The organism is Paraburkholderia ginsengiterrae, assembly GCF_001645125.1.
GTDB classification, from domain to species: Bacteria; Pseudomonadota; Gammaproteobacteria; order Burkholderiales; family Burkholderiaceae; genus Paraburkholderia; species Paraburkholderia ginsengiterrae.
The window spans coordinates 77,740-101,136 of record NZ_LXKA01000232.1 but is presented as its reverse complement, the minus strand read 5'-3'; the positions used below and the strand labels follow the sequence as shown (position 1 = coordinate 101,136).

Below are 23,397 nucleotides of genomic sequence, written 5' to 3'. Positions count from 1 at the left end.
GACCCCAGTCTGGGGCCCGACAGTGACGGTTACCGGTGGCTCAAGGGCGACAAATTCCACGAAGGCTTCTGCCAGGACCTGACAGCGGACGAAGCGCTAGTGATGGCCGTCACGCAAAAGGCCCCCCTCGCCACGACGTTTAGCGACACCATTACGGCGCCCGCCTGGGAGAAGAAACCGTCCTGGTATCAGATCTCGAGCGAGGACCGGATGATCGCGCCGGAAAACCAGCAGAAGATGTCGGCGCGGCTCAACGCGAGGAAGGTGATCACGCTTGCGGCAAGCCATGCGTCGCTGGCATCGAAGCCTGCCGAAGTCGCCGCATTCATTGACGAAGCGGCCACTCAAACTGCCATCAACGGACAATAGCGGACCCGCGATACCGATCGGGCCCCGACGACTGCCGGCCATCGCCGCAACGCCGGCCTGCGCTACGCAAGCTGTCGCGCAGGCCGGCCACTCATCTGACACTCAAGCAATCTGCTGGTAATACAGATTCTGCGGATGCCGGGCCTCCGCGAAAAAGAACCAGCGCTCTGCCACGAGCCCCGCATACTGAATAGTGCAAGCGGCGCACAGCAACCAGACCGACGCCGCTACCGAGGCGAGGCCTCCACCCAGAGCAACCAGCGCAACGAGCACGAACGGCACGGCGAATGCGGCAACCAGAAAGGCCCACTTGACGTTTCTCAGCGTGCCGGCCGTCTGCCCGTGGAAAAACTCGCGCAGATTGAATGCGCCCGCCGTGAAGCCCCGCGATTTCTGCACGAGCTTCGGCGACTTGATGCCCGTTGCGCTTTGCACCGTCGATTTCGGCCGCAAGCGCGCATTGCGCACGAGCGACGCGACCCGCGTCGCCGCACCGCCGAGCGTCAGCACACAGGCACACACCGCCAGCGCACCCACCAGCGACGGCGCGAGCCACGCCGCGCAAGTGGTGGCGAGCGTGAAGCCCGACGCGCAGCCGAGCAGCATGAAGTTCGCCATGGTGAGCGGCGTGGCCCATTCCTGCAGAAAACGGATGCACGCGTAAATCATTGCGGTACACACGAACAGCGCGACGCTCGCGAGCGCGCCCAACGCGCCGATAGCCAGCGACCACGGGGAACCCAGCCAATGTGCAACGCCAAAGGCAAATGCGCAGGCAAGGAACACGGGAAGCGCCAGACACTCGCGCGACAGCCAGGACGTACGCCACATCGCGATGGCACGCCACGCGCGCTCCGGATGGCCGAGATGGAAGAACGAAGCCAGCAAGCCCAATCCGCCGAGCACGACAGCCACCGCCGCACCCACTACAAAGAACATCGGCGACGGTGCCGAGCTTGCCGCAACCAGCCCAAGACGCTCTGCAAGCTCGACACCGAACAGCGCGATCAACAGACCCTGCGCAGCGCCGCTCAGCGTGGTCAGGAACACCACCGAAAATGCCGGATTCATGCCTGCCTCCCGAGCCCCAGAATATTGAACATGCGCGTCATCATGCCCGGCTCCGCGCGCGGTTTTTCCGCGTGCAACTGACCTTGTTCGCGCGCGCTACCGGCAGAGACCGAAACAGCGGCCGCCGGCTCGCCTGCGACTTCAGCCTCCGCATTGCCCGATTTGCACGAACACGACTCGCCGCCACACGAACCCGTCTTCTGACGCGGCAAATAGTGATTGGACGGCTTCGTGCCCCACTCCGGCATGAGCTGATAGCCGCCGCGCTCGCGAATCGCCTGCGATACGACAGACTCCGGGTCGTGAATGTCGCCGAACAGGCGCGCGGAAGTCGGGCACGCCAGCACGCAGGCCGGTTTGCGGTCACGTTCGGGCAGCGCTTCGTTATGGATGCGGTCGGCGCATAGCGTGCACTTGGTCATCTCCTTGCGTTCTTCGTCGAGTTCGCGCGCGCCGTAAGGACACGCCCACGAGCAGTACTTGCAGCCGATGCACTTGTCGTAGTCCACCAGCACCAGACCGTCTTCCTTGCGCTTGAAGCTCGCGCCGGTCGGACACACCGGCACGCACGGCGGATCCTCGCAGTGCAGACACGATTTCGGAAAGTGAATCGTGTCGGTGAGCGGAAACTCGCCGGCTTCGTAGGTCTGCACGCGGTTGAAAAACGTGCCCGACGGATCGGCGTCGTACGGCCGGATATCCGAGAGGCTGCCCGCCTCGCCGGACGTATTCCATTCCTTGCAGCTTGTCACGCACGCATGGCATCCCACGCAGACGTTCAGATCGATTACGAGTGCCATCTGGGTCATGACATGCCCCTTATCCGTTGCGCTTCAGGGTGCCGCGCAGGCGTGCGGCGAACTCGCCGCTGCCGGCAAAATAGGTCTGCACGACGCGCTGCAGCACGCCGGTCGAGCCGGGCAGCGGCTGCATCGGCGCGAACTGCGGCAGCGTGTGGTCGGCGTCGGCCTCAGCCGGATAGATCCGCACGCGCACGTCGTACCATGCCGCCTGCCCGGTGATCGGATCGGAATTCGAGGTCCGTGCCGCGTGCTGCGCGGTGGCCGGCAGCTCGTCGGTGATCAGGTGGTTGAGCAGGAAGCCGCGTTGCGATTCGTTGGCGTCGGGGCCGAGGTTCCAGGCGCCGGCCGCCTTGCCGATCGCATTCCACGTCCACACGGTGCCCGGTTCCACCGCCTCGCTATAGCGTGCCATGCAGCGCACCTTGCCCCACTGCGATTCGACGTAGATCCACCCGCCGTCTTCGATGCCGTTGGCGCGCGCCATCAGCGGATTCATGAACAGGTAGTTCTCGCCGTGAATCTGCCGCAGCCACGCGTTCTGCGAGTCCCACGAGTGATACATCGCCATCGGCCGTTGCGTGACGGCGGCAAGCGGGTAGCGCTCGAGATCGGTGGCGCCGAGTTCGAGCGGCGCATACCAGAACGGCAGCGGATCGAAATAGCGTTCGACGCGCGCGCGCAGGTGGTCGGGCGGCTGGCGGCCCGCCGTCTTGCCCTGCGCCGCGAGGCGGAACTTCTGCATCACGTCCGAGTAGAGCTGGATCAGGATCGGCGTGTCGAACTTGCGGAAGCCGTTCTCCACCGCCCATTTCAGATAGGGGCCATTGACGCCGCGCATGTATTGCAGCGTCTCGGGCAGCGTGTAGTGGAACACGCAGTTGTTGTTCGCGTACTGCTCCCACTGCTTCGGATTCGGCTCGCCCACCAGCGCCTTGTCGCCGTTCTCGCCGCGCCAGCCGATCAGGAAGCCCACGCCCGAATTCGGCGCGGTCTGGAAATTGACAATGAAATCCGGATAGTCGCGATACTTGCGCGTGCCCTCGGCGGTCGTGAACGCCGGCAGCTTCAGACGGCTCGCCAGTTCGATCAGCACCTCCTGGAACGGCTTGCATTCGCCGGTGGGCGGCACGACCGGCACGCGCACCGAATCCACCGGACCGTCGAACTCCGAAATGGGCCGGTCGAGCACCGACATCGCGTCATGCCGCTCGAGGTAGGTCGTGTCGGGCAGGATCAGATCGGCGAACGCGGTCATCTCCGACTGGAACGCGTCGCACACCACCAGGAACGGAATCTTGTACTCGCCGTTGTCCTGCTTGTCGACGAGCATCTTGCGGACTTCGACCGTATTCATCGACGAATTCCACGCCATGTTGGCCATGAAAATCAGCAGCGTGTCGATCGGGTACGGGTCGCCGCGCCAGGCATTGGTAATCACGCTGTGCATCAGGCCATGCACGGCGAGCGGGTATTCCCACGAGAAGGCCTTGTCGATGCGCACCGGCTCGCCGGCGGCGTCGATAAAGAGGTCCTCGGGCGCGGCCGGCCAGCCGAGCGGCCCGGTCGCGAGCGGCGTGTTCGGCTTGACTGCATCGGGGCTGTTAGGCGGTTTGGCCGACGGCGGCACGGCGCGCGGATACGGCGCTTTGTGCCGGAAGCCGCCCGGCGTGTCGATCGTGCCCATCAGCGACATCAGCACGGCCAGCGCGCGGATCGACTGGAAGCCGTTCGAATGCGCGGCCAGTCCGCGCATGGCGTGAAAGGCAATCGGGCTGCCGGTGACGGAGTCGTGCTGCTGGCCCCATGCGTCGGTCCATGAGATCGGCAACGTGATCTTGTGATCGCGCGCGGTCTGCGCCATCTCGCGCGCGAGCCGTTGGATCGTGTCGGCGGGAATGCCGGTGATCTCTGACGCCCACTGCGGCGTGCACTCGGCCACGCGCTCGCGCAGCAGCGCGAACGACGGCGCGACCGGTGTGCCGTTGTCGAGTGTGTATCGTCCGGAGAGGGCCGGCTCCGCGCCCGGTGTGTGATGCAGCACCGGGCGTTGCGTGTTCTGGTCCCACCACAGGTGGTCTTGCGGAAACAGCGGATTGGCTTCGGGCGCATCGGGGTCGCGCACGAACAGGCCGAACGTATCGGCCTCCGCGTTCATGTCGAGCAGCTCGCCGGCATTCGTATAGCGCGCGACAAACTCATGGTCGTAGGCGCCGCTTTCGATCAGCTCGCGGATCAGCGCCATGAAAAGCGCTCCGTCGGTGCCCGGACGGATCGGCACCCATTCGTCGGCGATCGCGGCGTAGCCGGTGCGGATCGGATTGATCGCAATGAAGCGGCCGCCGGCGCGCTTGAACTTCGACAGCGCGATTTTCAGCGGATTCGAATGGTGATCCTCCGCGGTGCCGATCATGAAGAACAGCTTCGCGCTGTCGAGGTCCGGACCGCCGAACTCCCAGAACGAACCGCCCATCGTGTAGATCATGCCGGCCGCCATATTGGCCGAACAGAACCCGCCGTGCGCCGCGTAGTTCGGCGTGCCGAACTGCTTGGCGAACAGGCCCGTCAAGGCCTGCATCTGGTCGCGCCCGGTGAAGAGCGCGAACTTCTTCGGGTCGGTCGCGCGCAGGTGGGCGAGGCGCTTTTCGAGCGTGGCGAACGCGACTTCCCACGACACCGGTTCGAACTGGGCGGTGCCGCGCTCCGCGCCCGCTTTGCGCATGAGCGGCTGGGTCAGCCGCGCCGGCGAGTACTGCTTCATGATCCCCGACGACCCCTTCGCGCAGATCACCCCCTGATTCAGCGGATGCTCCGGGTTACCGTCGATGTAGCGCACTTCGCCGTCGCGCAGATGCACGCGAATGCCGCAGCGGCACGCGCACATGTAACACGTCGTTGTTTTCACCTCGAGCTTTTCGTTCTGCGTGCGCGCGTGGTGTTCCATGTTTGCCTCCCTTGAGAGCTCCGCGGCGGCCGCGCCGGAGCCGGGCGGCCGCTTATGGCATCGTAAGAGTGATGCTCGCAAAAGAAAAATCGCTATTTCGTATCGAAAACATCGCGTGCGCCGATAGTTAGCCGCGCCGGTGGCCGCCCGGGGTCCGGTTCACGCCTGAGCCGTATCGCTGACATAATGGATTTCCGCCGATTCCAACCATCCCGCCCTTGCGAAGGAGCCGCAGTGAACAGCGCAGTGAATGACGCAGTCAGCAATTCAACCGCCCCGTCTTCGAGTGACGCCGTACGTCGCGTCGCCTTTCTAGGCCTCGGCGTCATGGGTTATCCCATGGCCGGGCATCTGGCGAAAGCCGGCCTCGAGGTGACGGTGTACAACCGTTCCTCGCCCAAGGCCGAACAATGGGTGGCCGAATACGGCGGCCGCGCCGCCCGCACGCCGCGCGAGGCCGCTGGCGGCGCCGATCTGGTCATGGCCTGCGTGGGCAACGACGACGACCTGCGCAGCATCGCGCTGGGCGAACACGGCGCGTTCGCGGGCATGGCGCGCGGCGCGGTGTTCGTCGACCACACGACGGCCTCGGCCAATGTCGCCCGCGAACTGGCGGCGCTCGCCGACACGCAGGGCATCCAGTTCATCGACGCGCCGGTGTCCGGCGGCGAGGCCGGCGCGCAGAAAGGAGCGCTGACGATCATGTGCGGCGGCGAGGCTGCCGCGTTCGAACGCGCCGCGCTCACGCTCGAGCACTACGCGGCGGCCGTCACGCGGATCGGCGCGGCAGGCGCCGGGCAGTTGGCGAAAATGGTCAATCAGATCTGCGTTGCCGGCATGGTGCAGGGACTCGCCGAAGCCATCAATTTCGGCGAACAGGCCGGGCTCGACATGCGGCTCGTGCTGGAGGTGATCGGCAAAGGCGCGGCCGCCAGCTGGCAGATGGAAAACCGCGGCAAGACGATGATCGACGGCAAGTTCGACTACGGCTTCGCGGTCGACTGGATGCGCAAGGACCTCGGCATCTGCCTCGAGGAAGCGAAGCGCAATGGCGCGTCGCTGCCGGTCACCGCCCTCGTCGACCAGTTCTATGGCGACGTTCAGGCCCTGGGCGGCAACCGTTACGACACGTCCAGTCTCATCTGGCGATTGCGCCAGCTCAAGGCGGGCCGCTGACGTTTGGCCGGCGCTTGCCGGCTGTGCGCGTGGCCTGGCTCGTCCGGATATGAGCAGGCCATGAGCCGCGCTTCGCCTCATCACCTCGGCCGCGGCTCATTAGCACCTCATCTGCGGCTCATTTCCACCACCGCAACGGCCGGCGCAGATGATGCCGCTCCAGCCGCACCGTCGAACCCGCGTGAGCAAACGCCGGCAAGCCGCCCAGCTGGCCCTCCTCGCGCCGCTCGCGCTCCTCGTCGGCCTCGACCGTCTTGGACGTGTCGATGAACAGCGCCGCGACAATCCCCACCGCCAGCAGGCACGCGGAAATCGTGAACGGCACGTTGTAGCTGCCGGTCGTCTCGATCAGGTAGCCGAACACCACCGGCGAGACCATGCCCGCCACGCCGAAGCCGGTATTCATCATGCCGCCCGCGGTCCCCGCGTATTTGCCGGCGATGTCGAGCGGCAAGGTCCACAGCACGGGATTCGTGATCTCGAGGAAAAAGAACGACGCCGACAGGAACAGCACCGCCATCAGCGGATTGGTGGCGGAGACCATCGGCAGCAGGAACGCAAGCGAGCCGCCCATGCCTGTCACCAGCACGGCGCAACGCGCGAAGCGCAGCCGTCCGGTAGCCTTGTAAAGCCGGTCCGACACCACCCCGCCCAACGTGTCGCCGATCACCCCCGCGAGCAGCGGCAGCGCGGTAAAGAGCGCCAACTGCTTGAGATCGAAGCCGCGCGACTCCTTCAGATACGAAGGCAGCCAGGTCAGATAGACCCACAGCAGCCAGCCGTAGCAGAAGTCGACGAACGTGACGAGCCACATGCGCCGGATCAGCTTGCGCCACGGCGTCGCCGCATGTTTCGCGCGATCGCAATCGCCCGCGCGATAGCCGATCTCCGCGGTTTCCTCGGGCGTCACGCGCCGGTTCTGTTCCGGCGAATTCGTGAACACGCACAGATACAGCACGGTCCATGCGAGGCTGGCCACGCCGAGCAGGATGAACGCGTCGCGCCAGCCGCCCGCCACGACCACCGCCAGCACCAGCGGCGGCGTGACCGCGCCGCCCAGCCGCGCGAAGCTATGCGTGATGCCTTGCGCGAAACCGCGCTCGGCCACCGGCATCCAGTAGGTGAACGCCCGCGTGGCGGTCGGGAAGGCCCCGCCTTCACCGATCCCCAGCGCGAACCTCAGCGCGACGAGCATCGCCACGCTGCCGGCGAAGCCGGTGGCTAGCGTCGCGACACCCCAGATCAGCGACAGCACCGCCAGCACGAGCTTCGGCCCGTACTTGTCCGCCAGCCATCCGCCGAGTACCTGCATGAACGCATACGGATACGCGAACGCCGAGAACACGAGGCCGAGCTGGACCGTCGACAGCCCCATTTCGTGGCGAATCATCGGGCCGGCCACGGCAATGTTCACACGATCGATGTACGAGATGAAATACATCAGGCACATGACGGCAAGGATGATGTGGCGCGTCTTCACGCGCCGCTTGTGCGTTTGCATGTTGTCTCCTGTCTCTCTTATAGGACGTCTGCGACGTCCGCGATAGGTCGATCTGTACTGTTGGGCGGGTCTGGCGCGTCCGCATCCGCGTCAGCGTGAGCACGGCGGCGATTGGCCTCGATTCAGCCCGCTCACCCTGGTACGAGCTTCAGGCGCTGCACCTTGCCCGACGGTCCGCGCGGCAATTCGGTGACGAAACGGAACTCCTTCGGCGTCTTATAGCGGCCCAGTTCGCGCAGGCAGTGTTCGCGCAGATCGGCAACGTCAGGCGTGCCCTGCCCGTCCGCCGCACAAACTCCGTCGGCGCCCTGCGCGACGCGCGGCACGATGAACGCGACGATCTCCTGGCCATAGGCCGCATCCGGCACACCGACCACCGCCGCATCCAGCACGCCGGGGTGTCTGAGCAGCGCTTCGTCGATTTCGCGCGGCGCGATGTTTTCGCCGCCCTTGATGATCAGTTCCTTCGCGCGGCCGTTGATGTAGAAGTAACCGTCCTCGTCGCGATAACCGAGGTCGCCGGTGCGCAGCCAACCGTCGTCGGTGAAGGCCGCGCGGGTTTCCTCGGGCCGCTTGTAGTAGCCGCCCATCACCTGTTCGCCGCGCAACACGAGCTCGCCGCACTCGTTGGCCCCGCACTCGCCGCCGTCCCGGTTGATGACCTTCGCTTCGCCGCCCGAAGGCAGGCCGATGCTGCCGATCTTTCTGCACGACGAGTCATACGGATTACTGAACACTGGCGCGGCCGTTTCGGTCATCCCCATCGTTTCGATAATGCCGATACCAAAACGCGCCTCGAAAGCACGATGATGATCGGCTGGCAGCGCCGCCGACGCGCTGCGGCAAAACTTCAGCGCCGACAGATCGAACGCGCACGGTTCCGCGTTGTTGAGCAGATAGGCGACGATGGTCGGCACCACGTTGATCCACGTGCAGCCATGGCGCGCGACGTCGCGCCAGAAGGTCCGCGTGGAAAAACGCGACGCCATCACCACCGAGCCGCCATGAAAGAGCGGCGCGAGCAGCGTCACGACGAGGCCATTGATGTGATAAAGCGGCAGCGCGGCCAGCACCCGGTCTTCAGGTCCAAGCCGGTGCTCGCGGGTGATGTTGCGCCCGTTGGCGAGCAGGTTGCGCCCGCTCAGCAGCACGCCCTTCGGCGCGCCCGTCGTGCCGGAGGTGTACATCAGCAGCGCGATGTTGTCCGGGCCCGCGCTGCCACTCCCGGCCACCTCGCCATCCCACGCGGCCGCGCGTGTTGCGGACGCCGGCTGCACGGCGCCGGCGCCCACGGTTTCAACACACGCATGCTCGAGCGGCGCCGGCACCACCACGAGGGCGGCATCGGGCTCGGTGCACACCAGCGCGATATCGCGCGTCACGCCCTGCTCGCGCAGGCCAGCCAGCGCGCTCGACATGGCCGCGTGCGTCTCGCCGCAGACGAAGATCATGCGCGTGTCCGAATGCTCGACGATATAGCGCAACTGCGACGGCTGGCACAACAGGTTGAGCGGATTGGCGACGAGCCCGCTGTACATCGCCGCGAGCAACAGCCGCGCGGTGTGGATGCCGTTGCCCATATACACCGAGACGACATCGCCGGGCCGCAGACCCGCTTCGTGAAAGTACGTTTCGAATGCCCGGCAGTCGTCGCGCAGTCCGGCGAAAGTCAGCATGCCGCCGTGTGCCGCGACGGCAACATCGTCAGCGTCTTCAGGCGCCGCCAGCAGGAACGGCTTGTCCGGATACTGCCCGGCGCGCTCGTCGATGAGCACACGAATTGTCAGAGGCGCGTTCATCGACCGTATCTCCTGAAGAAATCGCCCAGCACGTCGTCGAGTTCGGGGACGCGCTCTTCAACCGGATAGGCGACGCGCGTGATATTCAGGTATTGATGAAAGTTGAGGTTGCCGGAGAAGTTGTTGCGGCCCCAGGTGCCGCAGCCCATCGAGAGCGAGAACGGCAAGCCGTTGTCGAAGTTGCCTCCGGTCGCAAGGCAATGCGCCTGATTCACGATCACGCGCGCCACCGGCAGCGTCGAGCCCGCCAGCACCGCCTGGTCGGGATCGGTCGAATGCAGGCCCACCGAGTGCCCCGCGCCCATGTACGCGTACACACCGCGCACGAGGTCGCAGGCGGCGTCGAAGCTGGCCGCCCGATACACGGTCAGCACCGGCGCGAGCTTCTCGCCGGAGAACGGGTAGTCGGAACCGAAGCCCGACTCCTCCACCATCAGAAAGGCCGGCTCGCGCGCGGCAATCTCGTCGAGGCCCGCTACCCGCGCAATCGCCGCGGCGGATTTCGCGGTGCACGCATCGGAGAGCTTGCCGTTCACCCACATCGCGGCCTGTAACCGCGCTTTTTGCGCGGCGTCGAGCAGCACGCCGCCGCAAGCGGCCAGTTCGGCCAGCATGGGTGTGTACACCGCATCTTCGATCACGACGCTGTTCTCGGACGAGCAGCTCGTCGCATTGTCGAAGGTCTTCGAGCGGGCGATCTTGTGCGCCGCATCGTGAAGATCCGCGCTAGCCGTGACGATCGAGGCGACGTTGCCCGCCCCCACGCCGAACGCGGGCGTGCCGCTGGCGTAAGCCATGCGGACGTTGGCCTGCGAGCCGGTCGCCACGACCAGATCGGCCTGGCGCATCAGCTCGGCCGTGGCGGCCTTGCTGATCGGCGCCGGCAGCATCTGCACGAGGTCCCTGGGCACGCCGGCCTTGGCGAACTGCTCGTGAATGAACTCGATCAGCAGCGCACAGGACGAAAATCCCTTGGGCGACGGCGCGACGATGACCGCATTGCCGCATTTGAGGGCGTTGACGATCTTGTTGAGCGGCGTCGCCGCCGGATTCGTGGATGGCGTGACGGCGGCGACCACGCCGACCGCCCGCGCGATCTCGACGATGCCGGTTGCCGCATCGCGTGCGATCACGCCACAGGTCTTCTGTCCGTGCAGATCGCGCAGCAGCCCGAGCGTCTTGCGAAAGTTCTTGCGAAATTTGTCGTCCGCGTTGCCGAGGCCGGTGTCGCGCACCGACAGTTCGGCAAGCTGCCGGTTGCGCGCGGGCTCCATGACGGCCCACGCGGCGGCGGCCGCGGCGGTGTCTAGCGCGTCCTGTCCCGCGAATTCGAACACGCGCTGCGCGGCGCGGGCACGTGCGATCAGTGCCGCGACGCTGCGTCCGGCGTCGCCGGCGTCGCTATCGGGGCGCTCGCGCGCGGCTTCGGCTTCTGTAGCCCTGACGTTCATACGATTCACTCCGGGTGGTAGCAGATTGGCAGTAGTACCAATCTACTGAGCCCTGCCCGTTCCGGAGTCCCGTTTTTCGAACTATCCCGAGCGCCGCGTTCGCCAGCATCGAAAACTGCAAATTTCGGGACTTTCCATAGTCCCGAAAATCGATCCGGCCGATGCACAATCAAACCTGTTCATACGACGGCAAGGAAAACGGCGTGTCGACTTCGAATCAATCGAACGCGGCGGCAGTGCGTGCGTTTCGCGTACTCGAAACACTGGCTGCGGCTGGCGCTCCGCTCTCAATGACGGATCTCGTGCACGCGCTCGCACTGCCGAAGCAGACCGTGCACCGGATCCTCGTGCAATTGATGGATGCGTGGCTCGTAACGCGCAGCGCGGGCGACCGTCTCTACGAATGCTCGCCGCGCGTGCGCATGCTGGCCGTCAACGTGCTGATGCATGCGGGGCCGGCCGCCGCGCGCCACGTGCTGCTCGAACAGCTGGTGGCGAAAATCGGCGAGACCTGCAATCTGACGATGCTCTCCGGCAACGACGTGGTCTACGTGGACCGGGTGGAAACCGAGTGGCCGCTGCGCATGCATCTGCAACCGGGCTCGCATGTGCCGCTGCACTGCTCGGCGAGCGGCAAGCTGTTGCTCAGCTTTCTGCCGAAGGAACGGCGCGACCGGGTGATCGAAACGCTGCCGCTGCGCGCCTATTCGGAACGAACGATCACCGACCGCGAGGCGCTGCGCAAGGAATTGATCACCACGCGGCGGCGCCAGCTGGCGATCAACAATCAGGAGCATCTGCAAGGCCTGATCGCGATTGCCGTGCCGGTCATGCTGGACCGCAATCGCGCGTGCGCGGCCATCGCCGTGCAGGCGCCGGTCGGACGGGTCGTGCTCGACGACCTGCTGGCCTTCCTGCCCGATCTGCGGCTCGCCGCCGAGGAAACCGCGAAGACATTCCGCGCGTAACAAGGCTATCGGGGCGCGTTACGCCCCATTCCGGAAATCGGAACGATTTAGCCGGAAATAGCGTGCACGAACCACGCCGCGCTCACGAAAACCCGCTTCCGGCAAGGCTCGCGGTACAATGAAGCCGATCCATTTTCCGGAACGGCGGACATGACTAAAGCGGATACTCCCACCCTGCGCGCGTTCGCGCTGCTCGAGCACCTGGTCAACGCCGAAGGTCCGGTGTCGCTCGCCGACATCGTGCAGGACGTTGATCTGCCGAAGGCCTCGCTGCACCGCATGCTGGCGTCGCTGGAGGCCGGGGGTCTGGTGATCCGTGAGCCTGGCCAGAAAAACGCGTACGTGATCGGGCCGCGCCTCGCGCAACTCGGTCTGGGCGTCATGATGCATTCCGGCGCGCGCCGACTGCGGCACGCCATCCTCTCGCACCTCGTTGCCGACGTCGGCGAGACCTGCAATCTCACCATGCTGCACGAAACGGAAGTGCTCTATCTCGACCGGATGGAAGCGCCGTGGCCGCTGCGGCTCGATCTCAAGCCCGGCTCGCACGTGCCCGCGCATTGCAGCGCGAGCGGCAAGCTGCTGCTGGCCATGCTGCCGCGCGAGCAACGCGCGCCGCTTGTGCGCATGCTGAAGCTCGAACGCTTCACGCCAAACACGATTACCGACCCCGAACTGCTCGAAGCCGAACTCGACCGCACCGCGCACAAGCGCATTGCGATCGATAACGAGGAGTTTGTCGCCGGCATTGCCTGCGTGGCCGCCCCGGTCATGGATGCGAACAACACCTGCATCGCGGCGATCGCCGTGCATGCGCCGGTTTCGCGCGCGCCGCTGTCGCGCGCGCTCGAATTCGTGCCGCGCCTGCAGGAAGCGGCGCGGGAACTCGCCAGAACGTTCTAGCGCGCTAGCGCCGCAGGCGCTGCCCGCTTAGGCCTTGGGCGCCTGCTCGCGCACCAGTTGCGCGAGCAAACGCACACCGGCGTCGATCTTTTCGAGCTTGATGGCCGAAAAGCCCATGCGGAAGCAGTGGTTCTGCTCGAGGCCGGTCATGAAAAACACCCGCCCCAGCTCGATCAGGAGTCCGTGCTCTTCCGCGTCCGCGGCAAGGCGGGTCGCGTCGAGCCAGGGCGGCCCTTCGACCCAGCACGACGCCCCGCCCGCCATCGGCAGATAGCGCGCTTCGGGCAGATGCGTGTCGAGCGCGGTCATCAGCGCCTGCGCGCGCTCGCGGTACGCCAGAGCGAGCCGCCGCAGCAGCGCGTCGTGATGCCCGAGCGCCAGAAAGGTGGCAAAGGCGCGCTGGATATAGGCTGCCGGGTGGCGCACCATCAGCCGCCGCGCCGCGCGCAGTTCGCGCACGAGTTCGCGCGGCCCGACGATATAGCCGAGGCGCAAGCCCGGCGCGAATGTCTTCGACAGGCTGCCGATATAGATCACCCGGTCGGCGGTATCCAGGCTCTTGAGCGCCGGATGCGGCGTGCCGGAGAAGTTGTTCTCGCTCTCGTAGTCGTCTTCGATCAGCACGAAGTCGTGCTTCTGCGCGAGCTCCAGCAACGCATGGCGGCGCTCGATCGGCATGGTCGCCGTGGTGGGGCACTGGTGGCTCGGCGTCACGTAGACGTAGTCGCATTGCGCGAGCAGCTCGGCGTCCTCGACCGGACGCACCCCGCCGCCATCCACCGGCAACGGCTGAAGCCGCGCATTGCGGTTCTCGAAGATATTGCGGGCATCCGGATAACCTGGATTCTCGAAGCCGATCGTGGTCCGCTCGCTCGCCAGCAGATCCGCCACGAGGTACAGCGCTTGCTGGCAGCCAATCGTCACGACGATCTCGTCGGGCATCGCAAACACGCCGCGCCGCGGCAGCACGCGCGTGCGGATCTGCTGGATCAGCGTATCGTCGTCGCGCTCGATCAGATCCGGCGCCCAGTTGCGGATCTCCATGACCGACAGCGCCTTCATACAGCATTCGCGCCAGTCGTTGGTCGGAAACAGCGACTGATCGAACTGCCCGTAAATGAACGGATACTCGTAGCTCAGCCAGTTGCCCGGCTTGACGATGTTGCGTTGCGCGGAGGGGCGCCGGCGCAGGCGCTGGCCCCAGTCCGGCCGCTCGAGCGCTTCATTGGCCGCCTCGTCCACGCCCGCCTGCGGCGGCGTGAAGGCGTGCCGCCCTTCGAGGATGGTGGGATTGACGAAATGCCCGCTGCGCTCGCGCGAAATCAGATACCCCTCTTCCACCAGCTGCTGATACGCCAGCACGACCGTATTGCGCGCCACGCTCAACTGGTCGGCCAGCTCGCGGCTCGACGGCAACGCGTGGTCCGGCAATAACTGGCCGTCGAGAATCGCGGCCACCAACATCTGGCGAATCTGGCCTTGCAGGCTCATGTTCGACTCGGGTGAGCGCTGGAACCGCTGGGTCCAAAGAGCTACCGAGGTACGACTGGACATGCTTTCTCCTTATTGATGAGGGCGGGCGTCATTTCGCGCAAGGACGCACGCCGGGGGCATGGGCGCGCAAGATGAGGAGGACCCCGCACAACACGGCTCGTCGTCGGCGGCGGGACCCCTCGGAACCAACCGGGACCATTCTGGGGCCTGCCGCCGCCTGATGGGGCCAGTCTGCCCGATTCAAAATTGCCGATGTGGACTCAACGATCGGCTTCGTCTGGCCCTAACCTGCACTATTTTTTAATGACGATACTCGCATCAACCCTTTCCCGACGATTGGGGCAAGCCCCCGTCGGCGTACCCGAGGTTAGCGTGTAGTCCATTACAGCGATTCTGGAGACCTACGATGAAAAGCGATAAACCCTCGACCTTGCCCCGCTGGTTCGGCCGTCTGACGCGTTGTATCACGGCCACGGCGCTCGCCGCGCTCACCTGCCTCGCGGCGCAGCCTTCCTACGCGCAGGACAAGGAAGTCACGATCGCCTACCAGCAGATCGTCGACCCATGGGTCGTGGCGATCGCCAACGGCTCGATCGAGAAAGAAACCGGCTACAAGATCAACTGGCGGCAATTCGAGTCCGGCGCGAAGGTCGCCACCGCGATGGCCTCAGGCGACGTGAAGGTCGGCGTGATCGGTTCGAGCCCGCTCGCGGCGGCGGTGAGCCAGGGCGTCGATCTGCAGCTCTTCTGGATTCTCGACAACATCAACCAGGCTGAAGCGATGGTGGTGCGCAACGGCTCGGGCATCACCAAGCCGGCGGACCTGAAGGGCAAGACGATCGGCGTGCCGTTCGTCTCGACCACGCACTATCACACGATGTTCGCGCTGCAGCATTGGGGCATCAATCCGTCCGACGTGAAGATCCTCAACATGCAGCCCAATCAGCTGGTGGCGGCGTGGGAGCGCGGCGACATCGACGCCGCCTACGTGTGGGATCCGGCGCTCGCCCAGCTGAAGAAAAGCGGCAAGGTGCTGATCACCTCCGGCGATCTGTCGAAGCTCGGCAAGCCCACGTTTGACGGGATTGCGGTCGATCGCAAATGGGGCGAGGATCATAAGGACTTCATGGCAAAACTGGTCAAGGCCATCTCCGACGCCGACGACCAATACCGCAAAAATACCGCGCAGTGGAGCGCGAGCTCGCCGCAAGCCGCGGCCATCGCGAAGATGATCGGCGGCACCCCGGCCGATGTCCCGGAATCGCTGTCGCTCTACGCGTTCCCGACGATCCAGGAGCAGGCCTCCTCGCAATGGCTGGGCGGCGGCAGTGCCGGGCGCGCCACCTTCGCGCTGAAGGACACGGCCATGTTCCTGAAGGACCAGAAACAGATCAGCGCGGTGCTGCCGGATTACTCGAAATTCGTGACTCCGGCGTATGCAGAAGCCGCCATGAAACTCAAATGACGTAGGCCGGTACCGTCGAATCAGGAGGCAGTATGGAAAGCATGCGGGTCAAGAATGTGCAGGTCGTGTTTCCCGGGCGCAGCGCGGGCCAGACGGTGCACGCGCTCGACAACATCAATCTGACGATCAATTCCGGTGACTTCGTCGTCGCCCTTGGCGCCTCGGGCTGCGGCAAGACCACACTGCTCTCGCTGATGGCGGGCTTCATCGCGCCGACCAGCGGCGAGCTGCTGCTGGGCGGCGCGCCGATCGCGGGACCGGGCGCCGACCGCGGCGTGGTGTTCCAGAAGCACGCGCTGCTGCCGTGGCTCAACGTGATCGACAACGCCGAGTTCGGCCTGAAACTGCAGGGCGTGCCGAAGGCGCAGCGCCGCGAGATCGCGGTGCGCAATCTGGCGCTGGTGGGCTTGCAGGACTTCCATCAGCACATGATCTATCAGCTCTCCGGCGGGATGCAGCAGCGGGTGGGCATTGCCCGCGCGCTCACCTGCGACCCGGCCATGCTGCTGATGGACGAACCGATGGCCGCCCTCGACGCGCTGACCCGCGAGACGATCCAGGAGCTGTTGCTCGATGTCTGGGTCAAGACCAACAAGATGTTCTTCTTCATCACGCACAGCGTCGAGGAAGCGCTCTTTCTGGCGAGCCGCCTGATCGTGATGTCGCCCCGCCCCGGACGCATTACGCACACCTATGAACTCGATTTCAATCGACGTTTTCTTGAAACACGCGACGCGCGTGCGATCAAGTCGAGTCCCGATTTCATCGAAATGCGCGAGCGCGTGCTCAGCATTATTTACGGCGACGAGAAAATGCACGCTGCCGAAGCCGAGGTGACGCATGTTTAATTCAAAACGGGCTCACGCATTGGCCAACGGCCATCACGCGCAGTTGGGATCCGATACGCAGATCGAGCCGCCACGCACGCCGGGCCGCGGCCCACGGCTTTTTGCCAAGCGTCCCGCGAAACCCGGCGACACGTTCGGTGTGCCGGGCCACGGCAGCAGCGCCGTCACCAGCCTGATTACGGTGGCCGCGTTGCTCGGCTTGTGGTTTGCTGCGACCAACCTCCACTGGATCAAGCCGCTCTTTCTGCCCTCGCCACAGGCGGTGTATGCGAAGTTCATTCTGGTCGCGACAGAAGGCTTCGCCAATTCGACGCTCGCCCAGCATACCGGCATCAGCTTGCTGCGTGTGTTCGGTGCCTTCGCGCTCGCCTGTGTGACCGCGATTCCGATCGGGGTCATGATGGGCGTCTCGCGCTTCGCACGCGGCGTGTTCGATCCGCCCATCGAGTTCTACCGGCCGCTGCCGCCGCTCGCGTATTTGCCGCTCATCATTATCTGGTTCGGCATCGGCGAGTTTTCCAAGATCTTCCTGATCTATCTGGCCATCTTCGCGGCGCTGGCGATCGCCGCGCGCTCCGGTGTGCGCTCCGTGTCGATCGAGCAGATTCATGCGGCCTATTCGATGGGGGCCTCGCGCACGCAGGTGGTGCTCTACGTGATATTGAAGTCGGCGCTGCCGGAAATTTTCACCGGCATGCGGATCGGCATCGGTGTCGGCTGGACGACGCTGGTGGCCGCGGAAATGGTGGCATCGACGAGCGGTCTTGGTTTCATGGTGCTCAATGCCGCCGAGTTCCTCGCCAGCGATGTGGTGATCATGGGCATTATCGTGATTGGTTTCTTCGCCCTCTGCTTTGACATGCTGATGCGTCATCTGGAGCGCGTGCTCGTGCCCTGGAAGGGCAAAGTCTAAGCGCTCACCGTTCGTTCGCACCTTAGCCGCCGTGCCGCACTGTCCTGCCCATAGAGGCAGAGGCATTGCGGCACGGCGCGCGCTTGCGCCACTGATTCCTCGCAGCTGAGTCACCGCCGCTGATCTGCTGCCGCTGAACCGTCGCCGCTGAATTTCCACTGTTAAACCACGCGTACCGAACGCCCGGCAAGCACCCGCCGACCCGCGTGGACTCAGCGATTGATTCAAGCTGGCACTACTCCCCCGCCCCTCCACCGGCAATACTTCAGTCATCAGTTATCGCTGGAGTCAGCATGAACGCCATCGTGGAAACGCAGCCGCCGTCGCAGGTTCGTCATCAGGTTCGTCATGAATCGCTGCGTATCGGCGGAGAAAAAATCCGGCGCGCGGAGACCATCGAAGTATTCAATCCGTACAACGGCGAACTGGTCGGCACGGTGCCCAAAGCCACGCTCGCCGACGTGCAATACGCGTTCGCCTGGGCCCACGCCTATCGTGCGCGGCTCACGCGCTACGAGCGCGCGCAGATTCTGCGGCGCGCCGCGGACATCGTCCGCGAACGCACGGAAGAAATTGCCAGTCTGATCACGGCCGAGTCCGGGCTGTGCAAAAAGGACTCGCTGTATGAAGCCGGCCGCGTCGCCGACGTGCTGACGTTCGGCGCCAACGAAGCGCTGAAAGACGACGGCCAGGTGTTTTCCTGCGACCTCACCCCGCACGGCAAGCAACGCCGCGTCTACACGCAGCGCGACCCGTTGCTCGGGGTCATCTCCGCGATCACGCCGTTCAACCATCCGATGAATCAGGTCGCGCACAAGATCGTGCCCTCGATCGCGACCAACAACCGGATCGTCGTCAAGCCGTCCGAGAAGGTGCCGCTCTCGACCTGCCTGCTCGCGGACATTCTTTACGAGGCCGGCCTGCCGCCGCAGATGCTGCAGGTCATCACCGGCGACCCGAAAGAAATCGCCGACGAACTGATCACCAACCCGCACGTCGATCTGATCACGTTCACGGGCGGCGTGCCGATCGGCAAATACATCGCCGCCAGAATGGGCTACCGGCGCGCCGTGCTCGAACTCGGCGGCAACGATCCGATCATCGTGATGGAAGACGCCGACCTGGACGAAGCGAGCACGCTGGCCGTTTCGGGATCCTATAAAAATTCGGGGCAGCGCTGCACGGCGATCAAGCGGATTCTCGTGCATCAGGCGGTCGCCGACCGTTTCGTCGAACTGCTCGTGGAAAAGACCCGCGCGATCCGCTACGGCGACCCGGCCGATCCGCAGACCGATATGGGCACGGTTATCGACGAAGCCGCCGCGATGTTCTTCGAGGCGCAGGTGAACGACGCGGTGAGCCGGGGCGCCAAGCTGCTCTACGGGAATATCCGTCAGGGCGCGCTGTATTCGCCGACCGTGCTCGACCACGTACTCCCCGACATGCCGCTCGTCAAATACGAGACGTTCGGGCCGGTCTCGCCGGTGATCCGCTTCCGCGATATCGACGACGCCATTCGTATTTCGAATTCGACCGACTACGGGCTGTCGTCCTCGGTCTGCACCAATCGCCTCGACTACATCACGCGCTTTATCGCCGAACTGGAGGTGGGCAGCGTGAACGTGCGCGAGGTGCCGGGCTACCGGCTCGAGCTGACGCCGTTCGGCGGCATCAAGGATTCGGGGCTTGGCTACAAGGAAGGCGTCCAGGAAGCGATGAAGAGCTTCACCAATGTGAAGACGTATTCGCTGCCGTGGACCTGACGGCGCCCGCCGTCGCGGCCTGGCGCGGCCCGGCCGGAGCAATGACATTTTTATGTACAAATCATCCCGTTTATTTTGTTACCCCTATTGACCCCTGAGCCTGACTTGGTCTAAATTTCATTTACAGATTTGTTTTTCGGAACTTTTTGTTCCATTTTCATCAGAACCCGGAGACAACCTCATGAGCGACCACACCCCCATCAGCGGCCCGCAGGCCATGACCCCCTCGGAAGCGTTCGTCGAGACGCTCGCCGCCAACGGCGTGACCGACATGTTCGGCATCATGGGCTCCGCCTTCATGGACGCCATGGACATCTTCGCGCCCGCCGGCATCCGTCTCATCCCGGTGGTGCACGAGCAAGGCGCCGGTCACATGGCCGACGGCTATGCGCGCGTATCCGGCCGCCATGGGGTGGTGATCGGCCAGAACGGCCCTGGCATCAGCAACTGCGTGACCGCCATCGCCGCGGCCTACTGGGCGCACAGCCCGGTGGTCATGATCACGCCCGAAGCGGGCACCATGGGCATTGGCCTCGGCGGCTTTCAGGAAGCGAAGCAGCTGCCCATGTTCCAGGAGTTCACCAAGTACCAGGGCCACGTCACCCATCCGGCGCGGATGGCCGAGTTCACCGGCCGCTGCTTCGACCGCGCGCTCGCCGAAATGGGCCCCACCCAGCTCAACATCCCGCGCGATTACTTCTACGGCCAGATCAAGGCCGAGATTCCGCAGCCGCAGCGTCTGGACCGCGGCCCCGGCGGCGACCAACGTCTGAACGAAGCCGCCGAACTGCTCGCGCAAGCCAAGTTCCCCGTCATCATCTCGGGCGGCGGCGTGGTCATGGGCGACGCCATCGAGGAGTGCAAGGCGCTCGCCGAGCGCCTCGGCGCACCGGTGGTCAACAGCTACCTGCACAACGACTCGTTCCCCGCCAACCACCCGCTGTGGTGCGGCCCGCTCGGCTACCAGGGCTCGAAGGCGGCGATGAAGCTGATCTCCCGCGCCGACGTCGTGATCGCCCTTGGCTCGCGGCTGGGACCGTTCGGCACGCTGCCGCAGCATGGTATGGACTACTGGCCGAAGGAGGCGAAGATCATCCAGATCGACGCCGATCACAAGATGCTGGGGCTCGTGAAGAAGATATCGGTGGGCATCTGCGGTGACGCCAAGGCCGCCGCCATCGCCCTCACCCAGCGCCTCGCCGGCCGCACTCTCGCCTGCGACGCCACGCTCGAAGCACGCGCCGGCGAGATCGCCGCTGAAAAGGCCGCCTGGGAGAAAGAGCTGGACGGCTGGACCCACGAGCGCGACGCCTACAGCCTCGACATGATCGAGGAGCAGAAGGACGAGCGCACCTTCAACGGCGGCACCTATCTGCACCCGCGCCAGGTGCTGCGCGAACTGGAAAAGGCCATGCCGGACGACGTGATGGTCTCCACCGACATCGGCAACATCAACTCCGTGGCCAACAGCTACCTGCGGTTCAACAAGCCGCGCAGCTTCTTCGCCGCGATGAGCTGGGGCAACTGCGGTTACGCGTTCCCCACCATCGTCGGCGCGAAGGTCGCGGCACCGCACCGTCCGGCCGTCTCTTACGCCGGCGACGGCGCCTGGGGCATGAGCCTGATGGAAACCATGACCTGCGTGCGGCACAACATTCCGGTCACCGCAGTGGTCTTCCATAACCGCCAGTGGGGCGCCGAGAAGAAGAACCAGGTGGACTTCTACAACCGCCGCTTCGTCGCCGGCGAGCTCGACAACCAGAGCTTCGCGCAGATCGCCCGCGCGATGGGTGCGGAAGGCATCGTGGTGGACCGCCTCGAGGACGTCGGCCCCGCGCTCAAGCGTGCCATCGACATGCAGATGAACGAGGGCAAGACGACCATCATCGAGATCATGTGTACCCGTGAGCTCGGCGATCCGTTCCGCCGCGACGCGCTCGCCAAGCCGGTGCGCCTGCTCGACAAGTACAAGGACTATGTCTGAGTCGTGAGTTGTGCAAGGGTCCGGGTCCCGCAAGAAGTCTGCTGGGACCCGGCAGGCCGGAATCGGGATTGCCCCACCGGGGGGTGCCCCGTCTCCGGCCTGTTTTGTTTGCTCTCTTAGCTCCGCAACATTGGCCGCGCCTATCCCATGAAAGCAATCAATCGCATCATCGAACACGCACGCAGCTCGCCGCGGCGCATCGTGCTATGTGAGGCAGAAGAGCCGCGCATGTTGCAGGCGGCGCAGCGCGCCACGCGTGAAGGCATTGCGCGAATCGTACTGGTGGGCTCGGCCGCGCGCATCCGCGAGGCCGCTGCCAGTGAAGGAGTCGACCTGTCCGGGATGGAACTGGTGGACCCGGCCACCTCGCCGCTCGCTGCCTCGTTTGCGGACGAACTGTTCGCTCTGCGTAGCAAAAAAGGCATGACGCGCGACGAGGCGCAACAGGCCATCCTCGACCCTCTGTGTTTCGCCAATCTGATGGTGCGGCTCGGTCATGCTGACGGCTCGGTGGCCGGCGCGGTGCACACCACCGCCGACGTGGTGCGCACGGCGATCCAGATCATCGGTCTGCACCCGTCGTTCAAGCTGGTATCGAGCTTCTTCCTGATGATGCTGTGCGAGCCTTTCCATACCATGAAAGGCGGTTTGATCTTCTCCGATTGCGCGCTCGTTGTCGAACCTGACGCCCAGCAGTTGTCCGAGATCGCGATGGCGGCCGCGGACAGCGCGCAGAGCCTCCTGATGCAGGAGCCCAAGGTCGCGATGCTGTCGTTCTCGACCAGTCACAGCGCGCATCACGCGGCCGTCGACAAGGTGATCGCCGCGACCGAACTCGTGCGCGAGGCGCGTCCGCATCTGTGCATCGACGGCGACGTGCAGCTCGATGCGGCGATCGTCGCCGAGATCGCGATGCGCAAGGTCCATCACTCGCAGGTGGAAGGACACGCGAACACGCTGATTTTCCCGAGCCTCGAAGCGGGCAACATCGGCTACAAGCTGGCCGAGCGGATCGGCGGTGCAAAGGCGATTGGGCCCATGCTGCAGGGGTTGAACAAGCCGGCTAACGATCTCTCCCGCGGCTGCAGCGCGGACGATATTTACTACGTGATCGCGGTGACGTGTGTGCAGGCATTGAACGCGACGCAGCGAGAAGCCGAGGCACCGGCAGCCACAAAAACGGCCGTGCAGCCGTAGGCATAGCCGATTAATCGACCCTTGTGGACCGTTACCCTGATGGTGCGTAGCGTGTGGCGCGAGGGTGCGCAAGCGTTGTGCAGCATGGAGTCCGGCCGGCTGCTGCCGACCACGCCTCGTCGAATCTCCCGCTTCAATCGGAAACCGTCATGACGCGCGGCCGTGCGAGCCGCCGCGTGGCGCGCGCTGCGTTCACGTCGCCGACAGCACCTTCGCATGCATCTCCAGAGTCAGTGTTTCGATGCGCGCGCTCAGTTGCCGCGTCATTTCGGTAAGCTCAGTGTTTTGCTGCAGCAGCGCGGTCATCTGCGCGGTGTGTTCGGCCATTTGCAGCTGTCGCTGTTCGGCGGACTTCGCGATATCTTCGCGATGGCGTGCGTCCGCGTCGGCGAGTGCCTTGTCGCGGTCTGCCTGACGCGTTTGCGCCAGCAGGATCAACGGCGCCGCGTACGCGGCCTGCAGACTGAATGCGAGATTCAACAGAATGAAAGGATAGACGTCGAATTTCGTCCAACCCGCCATGTTGACGACGATCCAGATCGCGACAACCAGCGTCTGGCCGATAAGAAACGTCGGTGTGCCGAAAAAGCGCGCGAACGATTCAGCCTTGAGGGCGAACCAGTTATCGCCGAAGGTTGTCGTCACGTGGTTGTAAGGCAGATGGAACCGCAAATGAGGCCAGTTCTCGTGGCTGGACGGCGACTTGCTGGCTCTGGCTTGATCGAATGGTGTCATGGCGGTGAACTCGCTC

At 64.8% G+C, this 23,397-nt stretch carries 18 protein-coding genes; 10 read left to right on the top strand and 8 right to left on the bottom strand.

The genetic code is table 11. The features are described 5' to 3' along the window. On the top strand, window positions 1–369 hold a 369-nt coding region (locus tag A6V37_RS41450), incomplete at its 5' end, for an alpha/beta hydrolase (protein ID WP_167361442.1). Window positions 370–471: 102 nt separating this feature from the next. On the opposite strand, the gene A6V37_RS18765 is transcribed toward A6V37_RS41450, so the two are convergent. Genes A6V37_RS18765 through A6V37_RS18755 form a run of 3 tightly spaced genes read right to left on the bottom strand, consistent with a single transcriptional unit; the run spans window position 472 to window position 5,184 of the window. Then, window positions 472–1,440 carry a dimethyl sulfoxide reductase anchor subunit family protein gene (locus tag A6V37_RS18765; RefSeq protein WP_064267879.1) on the bottom strand — a complete coding sequence of 323 codons (969 nt, stop codon included), beginning with the start codon at window positions 1,438–1,440 and terminating at the stop codon, window positions 472–474. Beyond that, a complete protein-coding gene (locus A6V37_RS18760) occupies window positions 1,437–2,249 on the bottom strand; it encodes a 4Fe-4S dicluster domain-containing protein (RefSeq protein ID WP_064267878.1) in 813 nt (270 codons plus the stop codon). The genes A6V37_RS18765 and A6V37_RS18760 overlap by 4 nt, the downstream gene beginning before the upstream one ends. Before the next feature lie 10 nt (window positions 2,250–2,259). Next, window positions 2,260–5,184 carry a molybdopterin oxidoreductase family protein gene (locus A6V37_RS18755; protein ID WP_064267877.1) on the bottom strand — a complete coding sequence of 975 codons (2,925 nt, stop codon included), beginning with the start codon at window positions 5,182–5,184 and terminating at the stop codon, window positions 2,260–2,262. Window positions 5,185–5,430: 246 nt separating this feature from the next. On the opposite strand from A6V37_RS18755, the gene A6V37_RS18750 reads away from it, so the two are divergent. After that, on the top strand, window positions 5,431–6,360 hold the full coding sequence (locus tag A6V37_RS18750; RefSeq protein ID WP_064267890.1) for an NAD(P)-dependent oxidoreductase: 930 nt from the start codon (window positions 5,431–5,433) through the stop codon (window positions 6,358–6,360). A gap of 118 nt (window positions 6,361–6,478) precedes the next feature. Here the strand turns inward: A6V37_RS18750 and A6V37_RS18745 are convergent, their stop codons facing one another. The 3 genes from A6V37_RS18745 to sauS form a co-directional block, all read right to left on the bottom strand. Then, the gene (locus A6V37_RS18745) at window positions 6,479–7,861 is read right to left on the bottom strand and encodes an MFS transporter (protein ID WP_064267876.1); all 1,383 of its coding nucleotides are present in this window, start codon (window positions 7,859–7,861) and stop codon (window positions 6,479–6,481) included. Between the two features lie 131 nt (window positions 7,862–7,992). Further along, window positions 7,993–9,660, bottom strand: coding sequence for an AMP-binding protein (locus A6V37_RS18740; RefSeq protein WP_064286203.1), 1,668 nt, complete (start codon window positions 9,658–9,660; stop codon window positions 7,993–7,995). Then, the gene (gene sauS, locus A6V37_RS18735) at window positions 9,657–11,111 is read right to left on the bottom strand and encodes an acylating sulfoacetaldehyde dehydrogenase (RefSeq protein ID WP_064286202.1); all 1,455 of its coding nucleotides are present in this window, start codon (window positions 11,109–11,111) and stop codon (window positions 9,657–9,659) included. The genes A6V37_RS18740 and sauS overlap by 4 nt, the downstream gene beginning before the upstream one ends. Window positions 11,112–11,272: 161 nt before the next feature. Here sauS and A6V37_RS18730 point away from each other — a divergent pair, with 161 nt between their 5' ends. Then, window positions 11,273–12,079, top strand: a complete 807-nt coding sequence (locus A6V37_RS18730; RefSeq protein ID WP_064267873.1) for an IclR family transcriptional regulator — start codon at window positions 11,273–11,275, stop codon at window positions 12,077–12,079. Window positions 12,080–12,229: 150 nt separating this feature from the next. Continuing rightward, window positions 12,230–12,982, top strand: a complete 753-nt coding sequence (locus A6V37_RS18725) for an IclR family transcriptional regulator (protein ID WP_064267872.1) — start codon at window positions 12,230–12,232, stop codon at window positions 12,980–12,982. A 27-nt stretch (window positions 12,983–13,009) separates the two neighbouring features. On the opposite strand, the gene pdxR is transcribed toward A6V37_RS18725, so the two are convergent. Continuing rightward, window positions 13,010–14,536, bottom strand: coding sequence for a MocR-like pyridoxine biosynthesis transcription factor PdxR (pdxR, locus tag A6V37_RS18720; RefSeq protein WP_064286201.1), 1,527 nt, complete (start codon window positions 14,534–14,536; stop codon window positions 13,010–13,012). Between the two features lie 346 nt (window positions 14,537–14,882). On the opposite strand from pdxR, the gene tauA reads away from it, so the two are divergent. The 6 genes from tauA to pta all read left to right on the top strand — a co-directional run bounded on the left by tauA (window position 14,883) and on the right by pta (window position 22,646). Beyond that, window positions 14,883–15,941, top strand: coding sequence for a taurine ABC transporter substrate-binding protein (tauA, locus tag A6V37_RS18715; protein WP_064286200.1), 1,059 nt, complete (start codon window positions 14,883–14,885; stop codon window positions 15,939–15,941). 32 nt (window positions 15,942–15,973) lie between these two features. After that, window positions 15,974–16,789 (top strand): taurine ABC transporter ATP-binding protein, encoded by an 816-nt coding sequence (locus tag A6V37_RS18710; RefSeq protein ID WP_064267869.1) that lies wholly within the window; start codon window positions 15,974–15,976, stop codon window positions 16,787–16,789. Continuing rightward, the gene (locus A6V37_RS18705) at window positions 16,782–17,702 is read left to right on the top strand and encodes an ABC transporter permease subunit (RefSeq protein WP_064286199.1); all 921 of its coding nucleotides are present in this window, start codon (window positions 16,782–16,784) and stop codon (window positions 17,700–17,702) included. Before A6V37_RS18710 ends, A6V37_RS18705 begins: the two co-directional genes overlap by 8 nt. A gap of 293 nt (window positions 17,703–17,995) precedes the next feature. Continuing rightward, window positions 17,996–19,465, top strand: a complete 1,470-nt coding sequence (gene phnY / locus A6V37_RS18700) for a phosphonoacetaldehyde dehydrogenase (RefSeq protein WP_064267867.1) — start codon at window positions 17,996–17,998, stop codon at window positions 19,463–19,465. Between the two features lie 181 nt (window positions 19,466–19,646). Beyond that, the gene (xsc, locus tag A6V37_RS18695) at window positions 19,647–21,449 is read left to right on the top strand and encodes a sulfoacetaldehyde acetyltransferase (protein WP_064286198.1); all 1,803 of its coding nucleotides are present in this window, start codon (window positions 19,647–19,649) and stop codon (window positions 21,447–21,449) included. A 147-nt stretch (window positions 21,450–21,596) separates the two neighbouring features. Then, on the top strand, window positions 21,597–22,646 hold the full coding sequence (pta, locus tag A6V37_RS18690) for a phosphate acetyltransferase (RefSeq protein ID WP_064267865.1): 1,050 nt from the start codon (window positions 21,597–21,599) through the stop codon (window positions 22,644–22,646). 192 nt (window positions 22,647–22,838) lie between these two features. On the opposite strand, the gene A6V37_RS18685 is transcribed toward pta, so the two are convergent. Beyond that, on the bottom strand, window positions 22,839–23,381 hold the full coding sequence (locus A6V37_RS18685; protein WP_064267864.1) for a DUF1003 domain-containing protein: 543 nt from the start codon (window positions 23,379–23,381) through the stop codon (window positions 22,839–22,841). Window positions 23,382–23,397 lie beyond the last annotated feature (16 nt).